Origin of the sequence: Streptomyces akebiae (assembly GCF_019599145.1) — a bacterium.
In the GTDB taxonomy this organism is placed as follows: Bacteria; Actinomycetota; Actinomycetes; order Streptomycetales; family Streptomycetaceae; genus Streptomyces; species Streptomyces akebiae.
Map to the genome: position 1 here is coordinate 7,695,716 of NZ_CP080647.1, position 18,481 is coordinate 7,714,196.

13 protein-coding genes are annotated in these 18,481 nt (G+C 71.8%); 8 read left to right on the forward strand and 5 right to left on the reverse strand.

What is annotated here, in order from left to right:
- Positions 1-265: 265 nt before the first annotated feature.
- Positions 266-3,409: an isoleucine--tRNA ligase gene (ileS, locus tag K1J60_RS33300; protein WP_220649441.1), complete on the reverse strand. Its 3,144-nt coding sequence runs from the start codon at positions 3,407-3,409 to the stop codon at positions 266-268.
- Between the two features lie 648 nt (positions 3,410-4,057).
- Here ileS and K1J60_RS33305 point away from each other — a divergent pair.
- From K1J60_RS33305 to K1J60_RS33330, 6 genes are all read left to right on the forward strand, one after another.
- On the forward strand, positions 4,058-4,927 hold the full coding sequence (locus K1J60_RS33305) for a TraR/DksA family transcriptional regulator (RefSeq protein WP_220649442.1): 870 nt from the start codon (positions 4,058-4,060) through the stop codon (positions 4,925-4,927).
- Positions 4,928-5,008: 81 nt separating this feature from the next.
- A complete protein-coding gene (gene lspA / locus K1J60_RS33310; RefSeq protein WP_220649443.1) occupies positions 5,009-5,620 on the forward strand; it encodes a signal peptidase II in 612 nt (203 codons plus the stop codon).
- Between the two features lie 71 nt (positions 5,621-5,691).
- The gene (locus tag K1J60_RS33315) at positions 5,692-6,636 is read left to right on the forward strand and encodes an RluA family pseudouridine synthase (protein WP_220649444.1); all 945 of its coding nucleotides are present in this window, start codon (positions 5,692-5,694) and stop codon (positions 6,634-6,636) included.
- Positions 6,633-7,109: a GNAT family N-acetyltransferase gene (locus K1J60_RS33320; protein ID WP_220649445.1), complete on the forward strand. Its 477-nt coding sequence runs from the start codon at positions 6,633-6,635 to the stop codon at positions 7,107-7,109. Before K1J60_RS33315 ends, K1J60_RS33320 begins: the two co-directional genes overlap by 4 nt.
- A 73-nt stretch (positions 7,110-7,182) precedes the next feature.
- Positions 7,183-8,769: a Na+/H+ antiporter gene (locus tag K1J60_RS33325; protein ID WP_220649446.1), complete on the forward strand. Its 1,587-nt coding sequence runs from the start codon at positions 7,183-7,185 to the stop codon at positions 8,767-8,769.
- 125 nt (positions 8,770-8,894) lie between these two features.
- Positions 8,895-9,635 (forward strand): SDR family NAD(P)-dependent oxidoreductase, encoded by a 741-nt coding sequence (locus K1J60_RS33330; protein ID WP_220649447.1) that lies wholly within the window; start codon positions 8,895-8,897, stop codon positions 9,633-9,635.
- 71 nt (positions 9,636-9,706) lie between these two features.
- On the opposite strand, the gene K1J60_RS33335 is transcribed toward K1J60_RS33330, so the two are convergent.
- A complete protein-coding gene (locus tag K1J60_RS33335) occupies positions 9,707-10,834 on the reverse strand; it encodes a mechanosensitive ion channel family protein (RefSeq protein ID WP_220649448.1) in 1,128 nt (375 codons plus the stop codon).
- A gap of 107 nt (positions 10,835-10,941) precedes the next feature.
- Here K1J60_RS33335 and K1J60_RS33340 point away from each other — a divergent pair, with 107 nt between their 5' ends.
- On the forward strand, positions 10,942-11,511 hold the full coding sequence (locus tag K1J60_RS33340; protein ID WP_220649449.1) for a dienelactone hydrolase family protein: 570 nt from the start codon (positions 10,942-10,944) through the stop codon (positions 11,509-11,511).
- A gap of 13 nt (positions 11,512-11,524) precedes the next feature.
- On the opposite strand, the gene K1J60_RS33345 is transcribed toward K1J60_RS33340, so the two are convergent.
- Positions 11,525-13,201, reverse strand: a complete 1,677-nt coding sequence (locus K1J60_RS33345; RefSeq protein ID WP_220649450.1) for an alkaline phosphatase D family protein — start codon at positions 13,199-13,201, stop codon at positions 11,525-11,527.
- A 135-nt stretch (positions 13,202-13,336) separates the two neighbouring features.
- The gene (locus K1J60_RS33350) at positions 13,337-16,579 is read right to left on the reverse strand and encodes a helix-turn-helix transcriptional regulator (RefSeq protein WP_220649451.1); all 3,243 of its coding nucleotides are present in this window, start codon (positions 16,577-16,579) and stop codon (positions 13,337-13,339) included.
- A 320-nt stretch (positions 16,580-16,899) separates the two neighbouring features.
- Between K1J60_RS33350 and K1J60_RS33355 the strand changes: the two genes are divergently transcribed.
- Complete coding sequence (locus K1J60_RS33355; protein ID WP_220649452.1) at positions 16,900-17,550, forward strand: hypothetical protein; 651 nt, start codon at positions 16,900-16,902, stop codon at positions 17,548-17,550.
- Positions 17,551-17,638: 88 nt separating this feature from the next.
- Here K1J60_RS33355 and K1J60_RS33360 read toward each other — a convergent pair whose 3' ends face one another.
- Entirely contained in the window at positions 17,639-18,439 is an 801-nt protein-coding gene (locus K1J60_RS33360) for a DsbA family protein (protein ID WP_220649453.1), read from the reverse strand.
- Between the last annotated feature and the right edge of the window lie 42 nt (positions 18,440-18,481).

Below are 18,481 nucleotides of genomic sequence, written 5' to 3' on the forward strand. Positions count from 1 at the left end.
GCGCCGGAGATGTGGTGCCTCAGACCTTCGTTCGTTGCCGGTGGCTGGTGCTGGTGCTGGTGCTGGGCGGGGGCGGAGGCGCTTACCGGCGCTGACAGGGTGCCGCTGCGCCCACCCGTGCCGCCCCAGTGGCACGATTGCCCGCAGCTGTGGCGGCGCTGCGGTGGCTGTCCCCCCGCGCCCCGTCAGGGGCGCGGGGGGACCGTGCGGTCAGCCGTGCGCCGACCGAGGTCTCCGGACGGCCGTCACCGGCAGACGCTGCCGGTCAGACCTTGCGCAGGCGGAAGGTCAGCGTGAGGGCCTCGTCCGTGAACGGCGTGCCGTACGTCTCGTCGGCCTCGCCGGAGGCGAAGTCCGTCGCGAGGACCTCGTCCGCGATCAGGGCCGAGTGCTCGGTCAGCGCCGCGGTCACCGCCGGGTCCGTCGCCGTCCAGCGCAGGGCGATCCGGTCGGCCACGTCGAGGCCGCTGTTCTTGCGGGCTTCCTGGATCAGGCGGATGGCGTCCCGGGCGAGGCCCGCACGGCGCAGTTCCTCCGTGATCTCCAGGTCGAGGGCGACCGTCGCGCCGGAGTCGGAGGCCACCGACCAGCCCTCGCGGGGGGTCTCCGTGATGATGACCTCGTCGGGGGCGAGGGTGATGGTCTCGCCGTCGACCTCGACGGTGGCCGTGCCCTCGCGCAGCGCCAGGGACAGGGCGGCCGCGTCGGCGTTCGCCACGGCCTTGGCCACGTCCTGGACGCGCTTGCCGAAGCGCTTGCCGAGGGCCCGGAAGTTGGCCTTCGCGGTCGTGTCCACCAGGGAGCCGCCGACCTCGGAGAGGGAGGCCAGTGAGCTGACGTTCAGCTCCTCGGTGATCTGCGCGTGCAGTTCGGGGTTCAGCGCGTCGAAGCCCGTCGCCGCCACCAGGGCGCGGGAGAGGGGCTGACGGGTCTTGACGCCGGACTCCGCCCGCGTGGCCCGGCCCAGTTCCACGAGCCGGCGTACGAGCACCATCTGCTTGGACAGCTCGGGGTCGACCGCGGTCAGGTCCGCCTCGGGCCAGGCGGCGAGGTGCACGGACTCGGGCGCCCCCGGGGAAACCGGCACGATCAGGTCCTGCCAGACCCGCTCGGTGATGAACGGGGTCAGCGGGGCCATCAGCTTGGTGACCGTCTCGACGACCTCGTGGAGGGTGCGCAGCGCGGCCTTGTCGCCCTGCCAGAAGCGGCGGCGCGACCGGCGCACGTACCAGTTCGAGAGGTCGTCGACGAACGCCGAGAGGAGCTTTCCGGCGCGCTGGGTGTCGTAGGCCTCCAGGGCCCCGGTCACCTGGTCGGTGAGGGCGTGGAGCTCGGACAGCAGCCAGCGGTCCAGGACCGGACGGTCGGCCGGGGCCGGGTCCGCCGCGCTGGGCGCCCAGTTCGACGTGCGGGCGTACAGGGCCTGGAAGGCGACCGTGTTCCAGTACGTGAGGAGGGTCTTGCGGACGACCTCCTGGATGGTGCCGTGGCCCACGCGACGGGCAGCCCAGGGGGAGCCGCCGGCCGCCATGAACCAGCGGACGGCGTCGGCGCCGTGCTGGTCCATGAGCGGGATCGGCTGCAGGATGTTGCCCAGGTGCTTGGACATCTTGCGGCCGTCCTCGGCGAGGATGTGGCCGAGGCACACGACGTTCTCGTAGGAGGACTTGTCGAAGACCAGGGTCCCGACGGCCATCAGCGTGTAGAACCAGCCGCGGGTCTGGTCGATGGCCTCGCTGATGAACTGGGCCGGGTAGCGGGACTCGAAGAGTTCCTTGTTCTTGTACGGGTAGCCCCACTGCGCGAACGGCATCGAGCCCGAGTCGTACCAGGCGTCGATGACCTCCGGGACGCGTGTGGCCGTGCTGCCGCAGCCGTCCTGGGGGCAGGGGAAGGTGACCGCGTCGATGAACGGGCGGTGCGGGTCCAGCTCCGACTGGTCGGTGCCGGAGAGCCGGCTCAGCTCCTCGCGGGAACCGACGCACGTGAGGTGGTTCTCCTCACAGCGCCAGATCGGCAGCGGGGTGCCCCAGTAGCGGCTGCGGGAGAGCGCCCAGTCGATGTTGTTGTTCAGCCAGTCGCCGAAGCGGCCGTGCTTGACCGAGTCCGGGAACCAGTTGGTCTTCTCGTTCTCCTGGAGGAGACGGTCCTTGACGGCGGTGGTGCGGATGTACCAGGACGGCTGCGCGTAGTAGAGGAGCGCGGTGTGGCAGCGCCAGCAGTGCGGGTAGCTGTGCTCGTACGGGATGTGCTTGAAGAGCAGGCCGCGCTGCTGGAGGTCCTCGGTGAGCTTTTCGTCCGCCTTCTTGAAGAACACGCCGCCGACGAGGGGGACGTCCTCCTCGAAGGTGCCGTCGGGGCGGACCGGGTTCACCACGGGCAGGCCGTACGAGCGGCAGACCTTGAGGTCGTCCTCACCGAAGGCGGGGGACTGGTGGACCAGACCCGTACCGTCCTCGGTCGTCACGTACTCGGCGTTCACGACATAGTGGGCCTCGGCCGGGAACTCCACGAGCTCGAACGGACGTTGATAGGTCCAGCGCTCCATCTCGGCGCCGGTGAAGGTCTGGCCGGTGGTCTCCCAGCCCTCGCCGAGTGCCTTGGCGACGAGCGGCTCGGCGACGACGAGCTTCTCGCTGCCGTCCGTGGCGACCACGTAGGTGACCTCGGGGTGGGCGGCGACCGCGGTGTTGGACACCAGCGTCCACGGCGTGGTCGTCCACACCAGGAGCGCGGCCTCACCGGCGAGCGGACCGGAGGTGAGCGGGAAACGGACGTACACCGAGGGGTCGACGACCGTCTCGTAGCCCTGCGCCAGCTCGTGGTCCGACAGACCGGTGCCGCAGCGGGGGCACCAGGGGGCGACGCGGTGGTCCTGGACCAGCAGGCCCTTGTTGAAGATCTCCTTGAGCGACCACCAGACGGACTCGACGTACTCGGGGTCCATGGTCCGGTAGGCGTCGTCGAGGTCGACCCAGTAGCCCATGCGGGTCGTCAGCTCGGTGAAGGCGTCGGTGTGCCGGGTCACCGAGTCGCGGCACTTGGCGTTGAACTCGGCGATGCCGTACGCCTCGATGTCCTTCTTGCCGTTGAAGCCGAGCTCCTTCTCGACGGCCAGCTCCACGGGGAGGCCGTGGCAGTCCCAGCCGGCCTTGCGGGCCACGTGGTAGCCGCGCATCGTGCGGAAGCGGGGGAAGACGTCCTTGAAGACGCGCGCCTCGATGTGGTGGGCGCCCGGCATGCCGTTGGCGGTGGGCGGGCCCTCGTAGAACACCCACTCGGGGCGGCCCTCGGACTGCTCCAGGCTCTTGGCGAAGATCTTCTGCTCGCGCCAGAAGTCGAGCACCGCGTGCTCGAGCGCGGGCAGATCGACCTGGGCGGGCACCTGGCGGTACGTCGGCTCTGTCATGAGCGGGCTTCCTCCAACGGACTTGCTGCCTTCCGTCGGAGGGACGAGAGCTTCGATCCTTCGTACGCCGTGTGCGGCGCGCTCCCGCGGTACCACCCTCCTTGGCTCCCCCGCGCGCCGTACGCGCCGGTGAACCCCCTCATTGAGGTCGCGATACCGGGTCTACTCGCCGTGCCCCACGGACTGCGCCATGGGGTGCGGATTTCTTCCGGCGGCTCCGGGGTGATCTTCACATCGCGCTCGCCCCCGGGCTTCCACCGTCCCCGGGTCGCTCTGGGCTGCGTACGACGCTACTCGTCCCCATCCACGCTTCTCGCTCCGCCCAGTGTACGGCGCCGTACGGACAGGGGCCGACCGGATTTCCGGCGGCCGTGGGCGGTGTGCGGCGGCGCTCTGCCCGGGTTTGCGGGCAGGGGTGTGGTGACCTGCGGGATGACCCGAATGGAGTGGGCGGGGCGTCCGGATCCTGGGACGTGCGGCGCGGCGGAATACCCGGCGGGGAGCTGGGCACAACGCTTGCAGGCTTGTCGCGCGACGGGTGCGGGGCGGGCGGAATGAGTGGTCTGCCCCGTTGCCGCGGAACTCGGGTCGATTTATCGTCCCAGCACGATGCGCGTGCAAGATCACAATATGTGAAGGGGCGCGGCCATGGTGGCGAAGAAGACCGCCGTACAGCAGTCGGCGTCCGGCAGATCCACGGTGGCCTCCGGCGGTGGAGACGAGGGGCCGAAGGCCTCGGCGGTGAAGGCGGCCGGAAAGAAGAGGGTGGCGAAGAAGGCGTTGGCCGCGAAGGCGGTGGCGAAGAAGGCGGTGGCCAAGAAGGCCGCAGCGGAGAAGCCGGTCGCCGGCAAGCCGGATGCCGGGAAGTCCGTCGCCGGGAAGTCGGCGGGCGGGAAGGCCGTCGGTGGCGAGTCGGTCGTCAAGAAGACCGCGGCCAAGAAGGCGACGACGGTGAAGAAGAGCACCTCTGCGACGAAGAGCACGGTCAAGAAGGCGGACGCGGCCGAGGCCGCCGAGACGACGGGAGCCACGACAGTGGTTGCGAAGAACACTCCTGGTACGGCTACGGCGGCGAAGAAGAAGCCCACCGCCGTCCCCAAGGCACGGCCCGCCGCGGTGGAGCCCGGCGAGCTCGCGGTACGCCCCGGAGAGGACCCCTGGAGCCCCGACGAGGTGGACGAGGCCCGGACGGAGCTGCAGTCCGAGGCGACGCGGCTGAGGACCGAGCTGGAGGCCTCCGAGCGGGCCCTGACCGGCCTGATGCGGGACTCCGGGGACGGCGCGGGCGACGACCAGGCCGACACCGGGGCGAAGAACATCACGCGCGAGCACGAGCTGTCGCTCGCCCACAACGCACGCGAGATGCTCGACCAGACCGAGCGCGCCCTGGACCGGCTCGCCTCGGGCACCTACGGACTCTGCGAGAACTGCGGCAATCCGATCGGAAAGGCGCGAATGCAGGCCTTCCCCCGGGCCACACTGTGCGTCGAGTGCAAGCAGAAGCAGGAACGCCGCTAGCGATCGCCGACTGAGCCCCTGGTCCGCGGCGGGCGTGTCGTACCTTTGTCCTCAGTCAGGAACCTAGGTTGAGGGACTCACGTGGCAGAGGCGGAGCGCATCATCGGTACGCCGGACATTCCAGACGCGACCGGGGCCGACCCGGAGCAGTCCGACGGCGGCGACGACGCCGCGGCGCAGCGGGCCGAGGCGGCCGCGAAGCCGCGCGGCAGGCGCCGGATCGCCGTGCTGTTCGGGGTCGCCGCGCTGGCGTACGCGCTCGACCTGGTCAGCAAGATGATCGTGGTCGCGAAGCTGGAGCACCATGAACCGATCGAGATCATCGGCGACTGGCTGAAGTTCGAGGCGATCCGCAACGCGGGCGCGGCCTTCGGCTTCGGCGAGGCCTTCACGATCATCTTCACGGTGATCGCGGCGATCGTGATCCTGGTGATCGCCCGGCTCGCCCGCAAGCTCTACAGCCTGCCCTGGGCGATCGCGCTCGGTCTGTTGCTCGGCGGTGCGCTGGGCAACCTGACCGACCGGATCTTCCGGTCGCCGGGCGTCTTCGAGGGCGCGGTCGTCGACTTCATCGCGCCGAAGGGCTTCGCGGTCTTCAACCTCGCGGACTCGGCCATCGTGTGCGGCGGCATCCTGATCGTGCTGCTGTCGTTCCGGGGGCTCGACCCGGACGGGACCGTCCACAAGGACTGAACCCGGCAGGACCGACGGGGTTTTCCACAGGCGCGGTCGGGCGTGTCGTGGCGGTCCGGCATACTCGTCGGGTGAGCACGATTCCCGAGATCCGTACCCTGCCCGTGCCCGACGGCCTGGAGGGCGAGCGTGTGGACGCCGTCATCTCCCGCATGTTCGGCTTCTCCCGTACCAAGGCGGCCGAGCTCGCCGCCGCGGGGAAGGTCACGGTCGACGGGTCGGTGGTCGGCAAGTCGGAGCGGGTGCACGGCGGGGCCTGGCTCGAGGTCGAGATGCCGCAGGCGCCCGCGCCGGTGCAGATCGTCGCCGAGCCGGTCGAGGGCATGGAGATCGTGCACGACGACGATGACGTGGTCGTGATCGTCAAGCCGGTCGGTGTGGCCGCGCACCCCAGCCCCGGCTGGTCGGGGCCCACCGTCATCGGCGGGCTCGCCGCCGCGGGGTACCGCATCTCCACCTCCGGCGCGGCCGAGCGGCAGGGCATCGTGCACCGGCTCGACGTCGGCACCTCGGGTCTCATGGTGGTCGCCAAGTCGGAGTACGCGTACACGTCCCTCAAGCGCCAGTTCAAGGAGCGGACGGTCGACAAGCGGTACCACGCGCTGGTCCAGGGCCATCCCGACCCCACGAGCGGCACCATCGACGCGCCCATCGGCCGGCACCCCAACCACGACTACAAGTGGGCGGTCATCGCCGAGGGCAAGCCGTCGGTCACGCACTACGACCTCATCGAGGCGTTCCGTGCCGCGTCCCTGCTCGACATCAAGCTGGAGACCGGGCGCACGCACCAGATCCGCGTCCACATGTCGGCCCACCGCCACCCGTGCGTCGGCGACCTGACGTACGGCGCCGATCCGACGCTCGCCAAGCGGCTCGGCCTCACCCGTCAGTGGCTGCACGCCGTGCGCCTCGGTTTCGAGCACCCCGGGGACGGGAGCTGGGTCGAGTTCGAGTGCGACTACCCGGCGGATCTGCAGAAGGCCCTGGACAAGGTTCGGGAGGAGACGTACGCGTGAGCCCCGTACCGGTGTCCTACGAGGTGCGCGTCGCCGACGGCCCCGCCGATCGCGAGGCGTGCTTCGCGGTGCGCAAGCAGGTCTTCGTCGTCGAACAGGGCGTGCCGGAGGACCTGGAGTACGACGCGTACGACGCCGAGGCCGTGCACGTGCTCGCCGAGCGGGACGACGGGGTACCCCTCGGGGCCGGGCGGCTGCTGTACGGAAGGGCGGCGGCCGGCAAGACCGGTGGGGAGCCCGGTGTGGGGTCCCTGGGGCGGCTCGCCGTCGTGGCGGAGGCCCGGGGGCTGGGCGTCGGGGTCGCGCTGGTGCGGGCGGTCGAGGAGGCGGCGCGGGAGCGCGGGCTGACCGCGGTGGACCTGGGGGCGCAGACGCATGCCCTGGGGTTCTACGCGCGGCTGGGGTATGAGGCGTACGGGCCGGAGTTCCCGGACGCGGGCATCCCTCATCGGGCGATGCGGCGAAGGCTTTAGCGTTCGGCGGTGCGGGTGGGGCACCCTGGGCATCCGGTCGGTCGTGATCGTCTAGCACCAGCGGAGCGCCCCCATGGATCAATTGGCCCTGTTCTTCGTGTTGTTGGTCGGGGCCGTGGTCAGCGTGCCGGTGGGCGAGCGGCTGAAGCTGCCGGCGCCGGTGCTGATGACGCTGCTGGGCATCGCCCTGGCCCTGCCCGGGTTCGTGCCCAATGTGGAGATCCCGCCGGAGCTCATCCTGCCGCTGCTGCTGCCCCCGCTGCTGTACGCGGCGGTGCGGCGGACCTCCTGGCGGCAGTTCACGGCCAACCTGCGGCCGATCTTCCTGCTGGCCGTGGCGCTGGTGTTCGTGACCACCGCCGCGGTGGCCGCCGTGGCGAACACGATCGTGCCCGGACTGCCCATCGCGGCGGCCGTGGCGCTCGGCGCCCTCGTCGCGCCGCCCGACCCGGTCGCGGCGACGGCCGTGGCGGGACAGCTCGGGCTGCCGCGCCGACTGGTGTCGATACTGGAGGGCGAGGGCCTCTTCAACGACGTCACGGCCATCGTGCTCTACCACGTGGCCATCGCCGCCGCCGTCAGCGGGTCGTTCTCCTGGCCGGGCGCCGCGCTCCAGCTCGTGCTGTCGGCCGTCGTCGCCGTCGCCGTGGGGATCGGGCTCGGCTGGGCCGCCAACAGGCTGATGGACTTCCTCGAGGACGCGACGCTGCAGATCGGGCTGACCCTGCTCGTGCCGTACGCGTCGTACGTGATGGCCGAGGAGCTCCACGGGTCCGGTGTGCTCGCGGTGCTCACGACCGCGTTGTTCCTCGCGGAGTACGCGCTCGGCGCGGACGACGTCCTGACGCGGCTCGCCGGGCACACCGTCTGGGACGTCGTGGACACGCTGGTCACCGGTGTCGCCTTCGGGCTGATCGGGCTGGAGCTCCACAACGCCATCCGTACGGCGTCCGGGCGGTGGGGGGAGATGCTCGGCTGGGCGGCGGCCGTCGTGGTCGTCGTCGTGCTCGTACGGCTGCTGTGGCTGCTGCCGGCGACGTGGCTGGCGCGGCGGTTGCACGCGAAGCGGGACTACGACGAGGAGATCCCGATGTCGTGGCGCGAGACCGTGGTGATGTGGTGGTCGGGGATGCGCGGGGTGGCCTCCGTGGCGCTGGCGCTGGCGATTCCGCTGGAGACGGACAGTGGGGCGCCGTTCCCGGACCGGGACGAGATCGTGTTCATCGCGTTCGGGGTGATCATGGCGACGCTGGTGCTGCAGGGCCTGACTCTGCCGTTGCTGGTGCGGCGGCTGGGGGTGCGGGCCGACGAGGGGGCCGAGAAGGAGTTCGAGAAGGCGTTGGCCGTACGGGCGGCGAAAGCGGCGAAGCGGCGGCTGAAGGAGATCGAGGAGGTGGAGGAGCTGCCGGAGGAGATGTCCGAGCGGTTGCTGCGGCGGGCCTTCGACATCGGGGTGCGGATCAGTCCGGAGGTGGGGGAGGACGAGCGGCGGGAGGGCCATGAGCAGCGGGTGCGGCGGCTTCGGCGGATGCGGCGGATCCAGGGGGAGATGCTGAGCGCGGCTCGCCACGAGGTGCTGGCCGCGCGCAGTGAGCCCGGCGCGAATCCCGAGGTGGTGGACCGGGTGCTCCGGCATCTGGATGTGCGCAGCCTGCGCTGACCCGGCCGGCACTGTTCCGGTGGGTTGGCGGGCCTGGAGTCGTCGTGTGACGTGTTTGTGCCGAGGCGCGGGGATGCCACCGAGGTGGAGGCTCGGGGGAGTTGGGGGTTTGTAGGGTCGGGGGTATGGCTCGCAATGTGGTGATCAGTGGTGGCGGGACGGGGATCGGGCGCGCGGCGGCGGAGGTGTTCGCGGCCGGTGGGGACCGGGTGTTGTTGGTCGGGCGGCGGGGAGAGGTGCTGGAGAGGGCGGGGGTGCCCGGGGCGCTCACGTACGCGGCCGATCTCTCCGACGCGGAGAGTGTGCGGGGGCTCGCCGCCTTCGTGGCGGCGGAGTTCGGGACCGTGGACGTGCTGATCCACAGCGCCGGGGGGAACGGCGGGCTGGAGCCCGCAGTGCACGGGGGCGATCCGCTCGACGCCGTCGCGCACACCTGGGGCGTCAACTTCCGGCTGAACACGCTGACCGCCGTGCTGCTCACCGAGGCGTTGCGGGAGCGGCTGGCCTCGCCGGGCGGGCGGGTGCTCTTCCTGTCGTCGATCGCGGCGTACCGGGGGTCGGGGAGCGGGGCGTACGCCGCGTCCAAGGCGGCGCTGCACCCCTACGCGTTCGATCTGGCACGGGAGTTCGGGCCGCGCGGGATCACGGTGAATGTCGTGGCGCCCGGCTATGTGGAGGACACCGAGTTCTTCGGCGGTCCGGTGGAGGAGACGCGGCGGGCCCGGCTCGTCGCGGAGACCTCCATGGGCCGGGCCGGTACGCCCGCGGACGTCGCCGACACCCTGCACTGGCTCGCGTCGCCCGGCGCCGGACACGTCACCGCGCAGATCGTCCAGGTCAACGGAGGCGCGGAGCGCGGGCACTGAGGGCGTGGGGGCGGGCCCCGAGGCCGGGGCCCGCCCCCACGTTCACGTCGACGCGCCGACGGTGCCCGTGCTCACCCTCGGTCCGAGGCCCTCGGGGCCTCGTGGACGCGGCTCCGATGGGTGCGGAGGGCCGTGCCGTCGCCGTTGTGGGAGGCGGGGTGGGTCGGGGGGAGGACCGCGTCGGCGGTGTTGACGCGGGGGAGGGCGTAGGGGTGGGTCTCGGTGAGCCAGTGGATCAGCTGTTCGCGGACGGTGACGCGGACGGTCCACAGGTCGTCCGGGTCCTTGGCGGTCATCAGGGCGCGCACCTCCATGGTGGAGGGGGTCGAGTCGGTGACCGTCAGGTCGTAGTGGCGGCCGTCCCAGGCGGGGCAGGAACGCAGGATGTCCCGGAGCCGGTCGCGCATCGCGGGCAGCGGCGCGGCGTGGTCGACGTGCAGGAAGACCGTGCCGGTCATCTGGGCGCCGCCCCGCGACCAGTTCTCGAACGGCTTCGAGGTGAAGTACGACACCGGCATGGTGATCCGGCGCTCGTCCCAGGTGCGGACCGTCAGGAACGTGAGGGTGATCTCGTCGACCGTGCCCCACTCGCCCTCCACCACGACCACGTCACCGAGGCGGACCATGTCGCCGAAGGCGATCTGCAGCCCCGCGAAGAGGTTGCTCAACGTGGACTGCGCGGCGATACCGGCGACGATGCCCAGGAGTCCGGCCGAGGCCAGCAGTGAGGCCCCGGCCGCGCGCATCGCCGGGAACGTCAGCAGCATCGCGGCCGCGGCCACCACCCCGACGATCGCCGAGACGACCCGCATGATCAGCGTGACCTGCGTCCGTACCCGGCGTACCCGGGCCGGATCGCGGTGGGCGCGGGCGTAACGGCTGTACGTCGACTCCACTATCGCGGCCGCGATCCGGATCACCAGCCAGGCCGTGGCGCCGATCAGCACCAGTGTGAGCGTGCGGCCGATGGCGGTGCGGTGCTGTTCCAGCAGCTGCGCCTCGTCGTACGAGGCTCTGAGGAAGGCCGCGCACAGGACCAGTTGGTAGGGGATGCGGCCGCGGCGCAGCAGGCCCCACAGAGGTGTCTCGTGGTGCCGCTCGTCCGCTTTGCGCAGCAGCAGATCGGTCGTCCAGCCGATGAGCAGCGTAAGGACGACCGAGCCACCGATGACGATCAATGGACGGAGTAGGTTCTCCATGCCTTCGAACGTAACCGGCCGCGCGGGGTCATGAACATGTGACTTCTGCCGCGCTCCGGGTACGGGCGCGGGGGACCGCTGTCCGACCCTGCTGGCACCATGGCCCCATGAACATCATGCTCTTCCACTCGATCTACGGTCTGCGGCCCGCCGTGCGCCGGGCGGCGGACCGGCTGCGCGGTGCCGGACACGAGGTGTGGACCCCCGACCTCTTCGACGGCCGGACGTTCGACACGGTCGAGGAGGGCAGGGCCCTCAACGAGGAGCTGGGCCGGGAAGAGATCCTCAAGCGGGCGGTGCTGGCCGCCGCTCCCTACTCGGAGCGAGGGCTCGTCTACGCCGGGTTCTCACTCGGTGCCGCCGTCGCGCAGACCCTCGCCCTGGGCGACAAGAACGCGCGCGGGCTGCTGCTCCTGCACGGCACCTCGGACATCGCCGCCACCGCGTCGGTGGACGACCTGCCCGTTCAGCTGCACGTGGCCGAGCCCGACCCCTTCGAACCCGACGACTGGCTGAGCGCCTGGTATCTGCAGATGCGCAAGGCCGGCGCCGACGTCGAGGTCTACCGGTACGCGGGCGCCGGCCACCTCTACACCGACCCCGACCTCCCCGACTACGACGAGGAGGCCGCCGAGGCCACCTGGCACGTGGCTCTCGGCTTCCTCGAAACCCTGTGAGACCAGGGCGGGGTCACACGGGGTCGTACGTCCGCTCCACCTTCTGCGTCCCGCTCCGCGTCCGGTACGAGCGCGCCCAGGACGAGGTCGCGTCGGCCCTCGTGCGGTCGGACAGGACGTAGAAGTCCATCTGCGCCCGCGCGGCGGTGATGTCCAGCACGCCGTAGCCGTGCCGGTCGGTGTCGACCCAGTGGACGTGCCGGTTGGCGGCGCGGATCAGCGGGGAGGCCACCGCGGAGACGGTGCCCTCCGGGACCTTGACGAGGTCGTCCAGGTTGTCGGAGGTGACCGACGTGACGACGAACTCGGTGGCGGCGGACGCCGACAGCGGGTACGTACCGGCGTTGACCGGCACGTCGTTGGCCCAGGCCATGTGGATGTCACCGGTGAGGAAGACCGTGTTGCGGATCGCGTTCTGCCGCAGGTGGGCGAGGAGTTCGCGGCGGTCGTCGGTGTAGCCGTCCCACTGGTCCGGGTTGAGGGCGAGACCCTCCTTCGGCAGTCCCAGCAGTTCGGCGAGGGGTTCGAAGAGGTCGGCGGTGAGGTTGCCGAGGGCGAACGGGGCGATCATCACCGAGTTGCCGACCAGACGCCACGTCGTGTCGGAGGACTTCAGCCCGGCCTTCAGCCAGTCGAGCTGGGCCCGGCCGGTCAGCGTGCGGTCCGCGTCGTCGACCTCGCCGTCGCCTATGCCCACCTGCTGCGACCGGAAGGAGCGCAGGTCGAGGAGTGAGAGGTCGACGAGCTTGCCGAAACGCAGGCGTCGGTAGGTGGTGCCCGCGATCGCCGGGCGCACCGGCATCCACTCGAAGTAGGCCTGCTTGGCCGCCGACTGACGGGCCGTCCAGCCGCCCTCCGCGCCCTCGGTGTGGTTCTCGGCACCCCCCGACCACGCGTCGTTGGCGATCTCGTGGTCGTCCCAGATGGCGACGACCGGCGCGGCCGCGTGCAGGGCCTGGAGGTCCGGGTCGGTCTTGTAACGGGCGTGCCGGACGCGGTAGTCGGCGAGGGAGAGGATCTCGTGGGTCGGCGCGTGCGGTCGTACGACCCTGTCGCGGGTGCCGTACTCGCCGGTGCCGTACTCGTAGATGTAATCGCCGAGATGCAGCCACGCGTCAAGGTCGCCGCGGGCGGCGAGATGACGGTAGGCCGCGAAGTACCCGCCCTCCCAGTTGGCGCAGGACACCACGCCGAAGCGCAGGCCGGTGACGTTGGCGTCGGCGGCCGGGGCGGTGCGGGTGCGGGCGGCGGGCGAGTCGGTGCCGCCGGCCGAGAAGCGGAACCAGTAGTCGGTGGCGGGCGCGAGCCCACGTACGTCCGCCTTGACGGTGTGGTCGGAGGAGGCGCTCGCGGTCGTCGACCCCTTGGCGACGATGTCGGTGAACGCCTTGTCCAGGGCGACGGTCCAGCCGACCTCGATGTCCGGGCCGATGCCGGAGCCGGGCAGCGCGGCGGCGGTGGGCGTCACCCGGGTCCACAGCAGGACACCGTCGGGCAGCGGATCGCCGGAGGCGACGCCGTGCAGGAAGGCGGGGGCCTCTGCCGCGTGCGCCGGTATCGCGGCCGCCAGCGGTGCCGCGAGGACGGCGCCGGCCGTGGCCGCCTTCACCACGGTACGGCGGCTCGGGGCGGACGAACTCGTGGGCCGGGTAGGGGAATCGGGTCTGGAGTGAGATCTGCGACTGGTCACGGCGGATGAGATTACTGATCGGTAAGGCCTGAGGTAAGGCAGAAGTCCGAAATCCGCTCAATGTTCAGACGGTCGTGCGTTGTTCGTCGGATCGCGCATGGCGGTCAGGGCTCCGGTGAGCCCGTGCCCCGGCGGTCAGCGGTCCTCGGCGTAGCGTCTGGCCAGGGTGATCAGGGCCGCGCGGTCGGGACTGCCGGTGCGGTGGCGGAGGCTGGCGAGGTGCTTCTCGACGGTACGGGGGGAGAGGAAGAGGTGCTCGGCGATCTCCTGGTTGCCGAGCCGGGCGGCGAGCAGGCGCAGAACCTCGTACTCCCGGGCGGTCACCCCCACGCGGCGCAGCTCTCGCGGGATCGTGTCGTGGCCCTGGCGGCGGCGCGGCACGGGCGAGCCCGCCTCGCGCAGCAGCGCCCGGCACGCGGCGGACACGCGTGTCGTGCCCCGCTCGTGGAAGAACTGTTCGGCGGCGCTCAGCCATTCGACGGGCCGGCCCCAGCCGTCGGCGAGCGCGGCCTGGGCGCCCAGCCGCAGACAGAGATGGGCGGCCAGCGGGATCGCGGCGGTGCCGGTCAGGGCCTCCTCCGCCGTCTTCGTGGCCTCGGCGGTCCGGCCCTCGCGGCCCAGCAGGACCGCACGGGACCAGCCGGCGAAGGGGCGGTCCCAGTGGACCTGGACGAGCAGTTCGGTGCCGGGGCCGTCGAGTTCGCCCCAGTCGGTCGCGCCGCGCAGGGTGCGCAGCAGGAGGTACGGGCCGAGGAAGCCGGTGACGCCACGGGTGCTGGGCAGGGCCCGCATGACGGCGTCCGCCTCGGTGAACTCGGCCAACGCACGGTCGGGTTCCTCCCGCAGCAGGGAGCAGATGCCATGGGCCCAGCCCCACACGGAGGTGTCGGCGTAGCCCCAGAGCGCCCCCGCGCTGCGCCCGGCGAGCGCGCGCTCCAGCGTGCGCACGGTGGCGTCGAGCTTCTCCCGCTCCCCGAGCGACGCGGCGATGACGCCGTCCACGCCCGCCCCGATCAACTCCACCTCGCGCAACCGCAGTCGGCGGGCCGTCTCCCGGAGGCGACGCGCGGACTCCGTGGCCCGGTCCTGTTCGTCGCGCAGGATGTGCGCGAGGGTCAGATGCATGTCGGCCCAGGCGGTCATGAGGACCGCGCCGGTGTCCTCGGCGGCCGCCCGCGCGGCGAGCAGCCGGTCCATGCCGGTGAACCGGACGCGGTCGAGCACGCCCAGCTCCAGCAGACCGCGGATCCGCCACACCGGCAGCGCGTGGGCCTCGGCGGTGGCGACCAGCCGGGCGAACGCGTCCTCCGCCTCGCCCAGGTCCCGGGGACGCAGGCAGTACCCGAGCATGTTGAGCGCCTTGCACGCCACCTCCGGCAGCCCCACCTCCTCCGCGGTCGCGACGGCGCCCTCGGCGAGCGCGCGGGCGCTCTCCAGCCGGTCCGGGCGTTGCGAGTTCAGCACCAGGTGGGCGGCGACCGCGTCCAGCGCGGCGCGGGACGCCGGGTCGGGCGTGTCGCCGAGCAGGTCCCTCGCCCGCCGTACGGCGGTCAGCCCCTCCTCCCACTGCTGGGCGGTCGCCGCGGCCCGCGCCCGGGTCAGAAAACCCGCCGCCCGTCGGCCGGTCGGCGCGCCGGACACCGTCAGGACTCGGTCCAGCCGGTCACCGAGTTCGGGTACGCGCCGGACGTCCCCGGTGAGGACCAGCGTGCCGAGCAGTTCCTCCAGCAGCCGGGCCACGGCCTCGGGCGGCGCGTCCGGCGTGTCGGCGATCAGTTCCAGGCCCCGGTCGAGGAGTTCCACGGCGGTCAGCAGCGCACCCCGGGCGACGGCCTGCCGACCGGCCCCGGCGAGCAACACGGCCGCCCGCGCCGGCCGGCCACCGGCGACACACAACTCCGCGGCGAGCCGGTACAGATCGTCACCGGCGTCCTCGCCGAGGGGGCGGTGAGGGGCGCGTGCCGGTGCGGCGGACGGGGCGAGCGCGTGGGGAGGGCCCGCTGGTTCGGGAACGCCGGGCCGCTCCGGGCCGTGGGCGTTCGCCCTGCTCGGCGTGTCGTGGTCCGCCGTGCTCGGTGTGATCGGGCGTGTCGGGATCTCCCCACCGGCGTACGTCGGGCCAGACCTCGCCTCCTCGCCGCTCACCCCCCACGCCCCCTCGATCGCGTCCGCCGCCGCCAGACACAGGGCCGCCCGTTCGGCGGGGAGCAGGCGGCGGGTGATGGCGTCGGCGGTGAGGGCATGGCGGAAGGTGTGCCAGCCGGGGTCTGAGGGGGTGGTGGCATCGGAGACGAGGTGGGCGTGGGAGGCGTGGCGGAGTTGGGCGAGGGCGGTGACGCGGTCCAGGCCGGCGGCGCGGGCGGCGATGTCCACGGGGAAGCGCCGGCCGAGGACCGCCGCCGCTTCCAGGAGGGCGACACCGGCAGGCGGCAACTGGTCCACGCGTTGCAGGACGGCGGCGGCGACCGTGGCGGGGACACCGGCGTCGAGCGAGCCGGTCACCGTCCAGTGGGAGTCTCCGTCCCGGACGAGAGCACCACCGTCGACCATGGCGCGCAGCAGTTCCTCCACCACGAAGGGAACACCCTCGGACACGGTGTGCAGCTGGTTCAGCACCGCGGCCGGGACGTCTTCGGCCGAGTCGTGGCCCAGGCAGCGGGCCGCCAGCTCGGCGGTGCCGGCCGGCCCGAGGCGGGCGAGGCGGATCGTCCGGGCCGTACGACGGGACGTGGCGGCCCCGGCGAGGTCGAGCGCCGGGCCGGACTCGCCGCGCAGGGTCGCCAGCAGGACGGTCCGCTGCCCGCAGAGGTTGTCCGTGAGGTAGTCGACGATGGCCAGTGTGTCGGCGTCCGCGTCGTGCAGGTCCTCCAGCACCAGGACGCAGCCGCCGTCCCGGCCGAGGACGTGCAGGAGCCGCAGTACGGCCTCGGCGTATCCGACGAGGGGCGCGCCGTCCTGCGGTGCCAGCCCGCACAGCCGGGTCAGCAGCGGCTCGTAGGGGCCCAGATCCCCGTCCGCGGGCGCCCCGTCGCCCCGTAACCCGGAGAACACGGCCTCAGCCAGGGGGCGCAGCGGCACCGCCCGCCCGGCGGACGCGGCGCGCCCGCGCAGGACACGCGCCCCGGTGCGCGCCGCGGCGGACGCGGCTTCCTCGACGAGCCGGGACTTGCCGATGCCGGGCTCGCCCAGCACGAACACCGACGAACCCCGCCCGTCCCGGCCCGCCCGGACGACGGCTGCCAGCAGCTCGCGCTCCGCCTCCCTGCCGACCAGCGCGGGCGAGGACAGTGACGAGAAAGACGGCTCCGAAGCGAAAGACGGCTCCGAAGCGAAGGAAGGCTCCGACGAGAACGACGGCTCCAACGAGAACGACGACAACTCCAGGCCCCCTGCGCCCTGTCGGGATGGTCGTGGCAAACCCGTACGCCTCCCGCACGCCGCGCGCACGTTCCCTCCGTACGCCGGGGGCGCCGCCCCCGTACGCCACCCCCGTCGGGCATCCCTCGCACGCGTCTTCGAGGCGCGTACAGAGTAGCCCCCGGTTTCACAGGGGCCGCACAACTACATGGGGGATCTTCCCCGATGCCAGTCCCCCCGGAGTCCGGCACGCTTCTGTTTCGGCAGGGCAGGGGGGACAGGGCATGACCCGGGGGGACATGCCCTGCCTGCTTCTTTCTCTTTCGGCAGGGAGGTCGTCGATGCAGCGTGCCCGGGTGTGGGTCGCCGCCGGAGTGCTGGGCATGGTCCTGTGCGGGTGTTCGTCATCCACCGGGAACACCGGGAGCACCGGGAGCACCGGGGGAGGCAGCGGCGGCGGGTCGTCGTCGGCCGGTGCCGCCGTCGACGAACCGGAGGTTCCGCTGACCACCCAGGACCTGGAGCGGGTCTGCACGGACGGACTCGGCTTCGCGGGACTGCCGGCCTACGACCGTACGAAGAAGACCGTGCACCCGGCGCAGCTCATGAACAGCACCGGCGACGGCTGGACGAGCAGCGTGCCCCTCGACGGCGACTTCCCCAAGGGCTGGTTCCTCGGCTACGAGGACAAGCCGGCCGAGGCGGAGCTGGTCGTCTGCGTCGAGCGCACCAAGGCCACCGCGACCGGCAAGGTCTGCGACATGGAGGCCGACGGCAAGCCGCTGAAGATCCGGACGTACAACACCTCGTACCGGCTGCGGGTCGTCGAGGCGCGCACCGGCAAGGAGCAGTACGCGCACAGCGGCAAGGCCGAGTCCGACGAGTGCCCGGCCTACATCTTCACCTCGGACGACGAGGACGCCGACAAGTACTACAACGAGGTCCGGCCCGAGGACTACCGGGGGCGCGTCAAGCCGTACATCGCGCCGTAGCCACGGCGTGAGAGGGACGGGTGGATGTCCGGAGGAAAGGCCTCCGGACATCCACCCGTCTCCGCCCGTCCCGTGCGCGACGCGGTCGTTACTCGGTGACGCCCGCGTCCTTGAGCGCCTTCTCCCAGTCCGCGACCGAGGACGGGTTGGTGACCGTCTTGTCGTTGATCTTGATGGTCGGGGTCGACTTGACCCCCTCGGCGTCGTCGAAGGACTTGCTCATCCGCATCGCCCAGGCGTCGTAGGTGCCCTTCTCGACGGCGTCCTGGAACTTCTTGTTGTTCTTCAGCGCGTCGACCGTGTTCGCCACCTTGATCAGATAGCTGTCCTTGGCGAACTCGTCGGTCGACTCCGACGGGTGGTACTTCGCCGAGTACAGGGCGGCCTTGTAGTCGAGGAACGCCTCGGGGCTGACGTTCAGGGCGGCGCCGAGGGCGCTCAGCGCGTTCTTCGAGCCCTCGCCGCTGAGGTTGCCGTCGAGGAAGGTGCCGATCGTGAAGGAGAGCTTGTAGTCGCCGTCCTCCATGCCCTTGTCGACGGTCTCGCCGACGGTCTGCTCGAAGCTGGCGCAGGCCGGGCAGCGCGGGTCCTCGTACAGGTGGACCACGTTGTCGGACGTGGAGTCGCCGATCAGCACGGTCGTGCCGTTCTTGCCGGAGGTGTTGGCCGGCGCGACCACCGTGGCCTCGGCGGCCGCCTCCCACTTCGTGGGCTCGCTGTTCTGGACCACGGCGTAGCCGACGCCGCCGGCTATCGCGAGGACCGCGACGATCGAGGCCGCCACGATCGCCTGACGCCGGACCTTCGCGCGCTTGGCCTGTCGCTCGCGCTCCAGACGCAGCCGCTCACGGGCCGCCGACTTCGCCGCGTTGCTGTTCCGCTTGCTCATAAGGGTGTACTCCCTGGGAAACGCGCACCCGGGGTGCGCGGA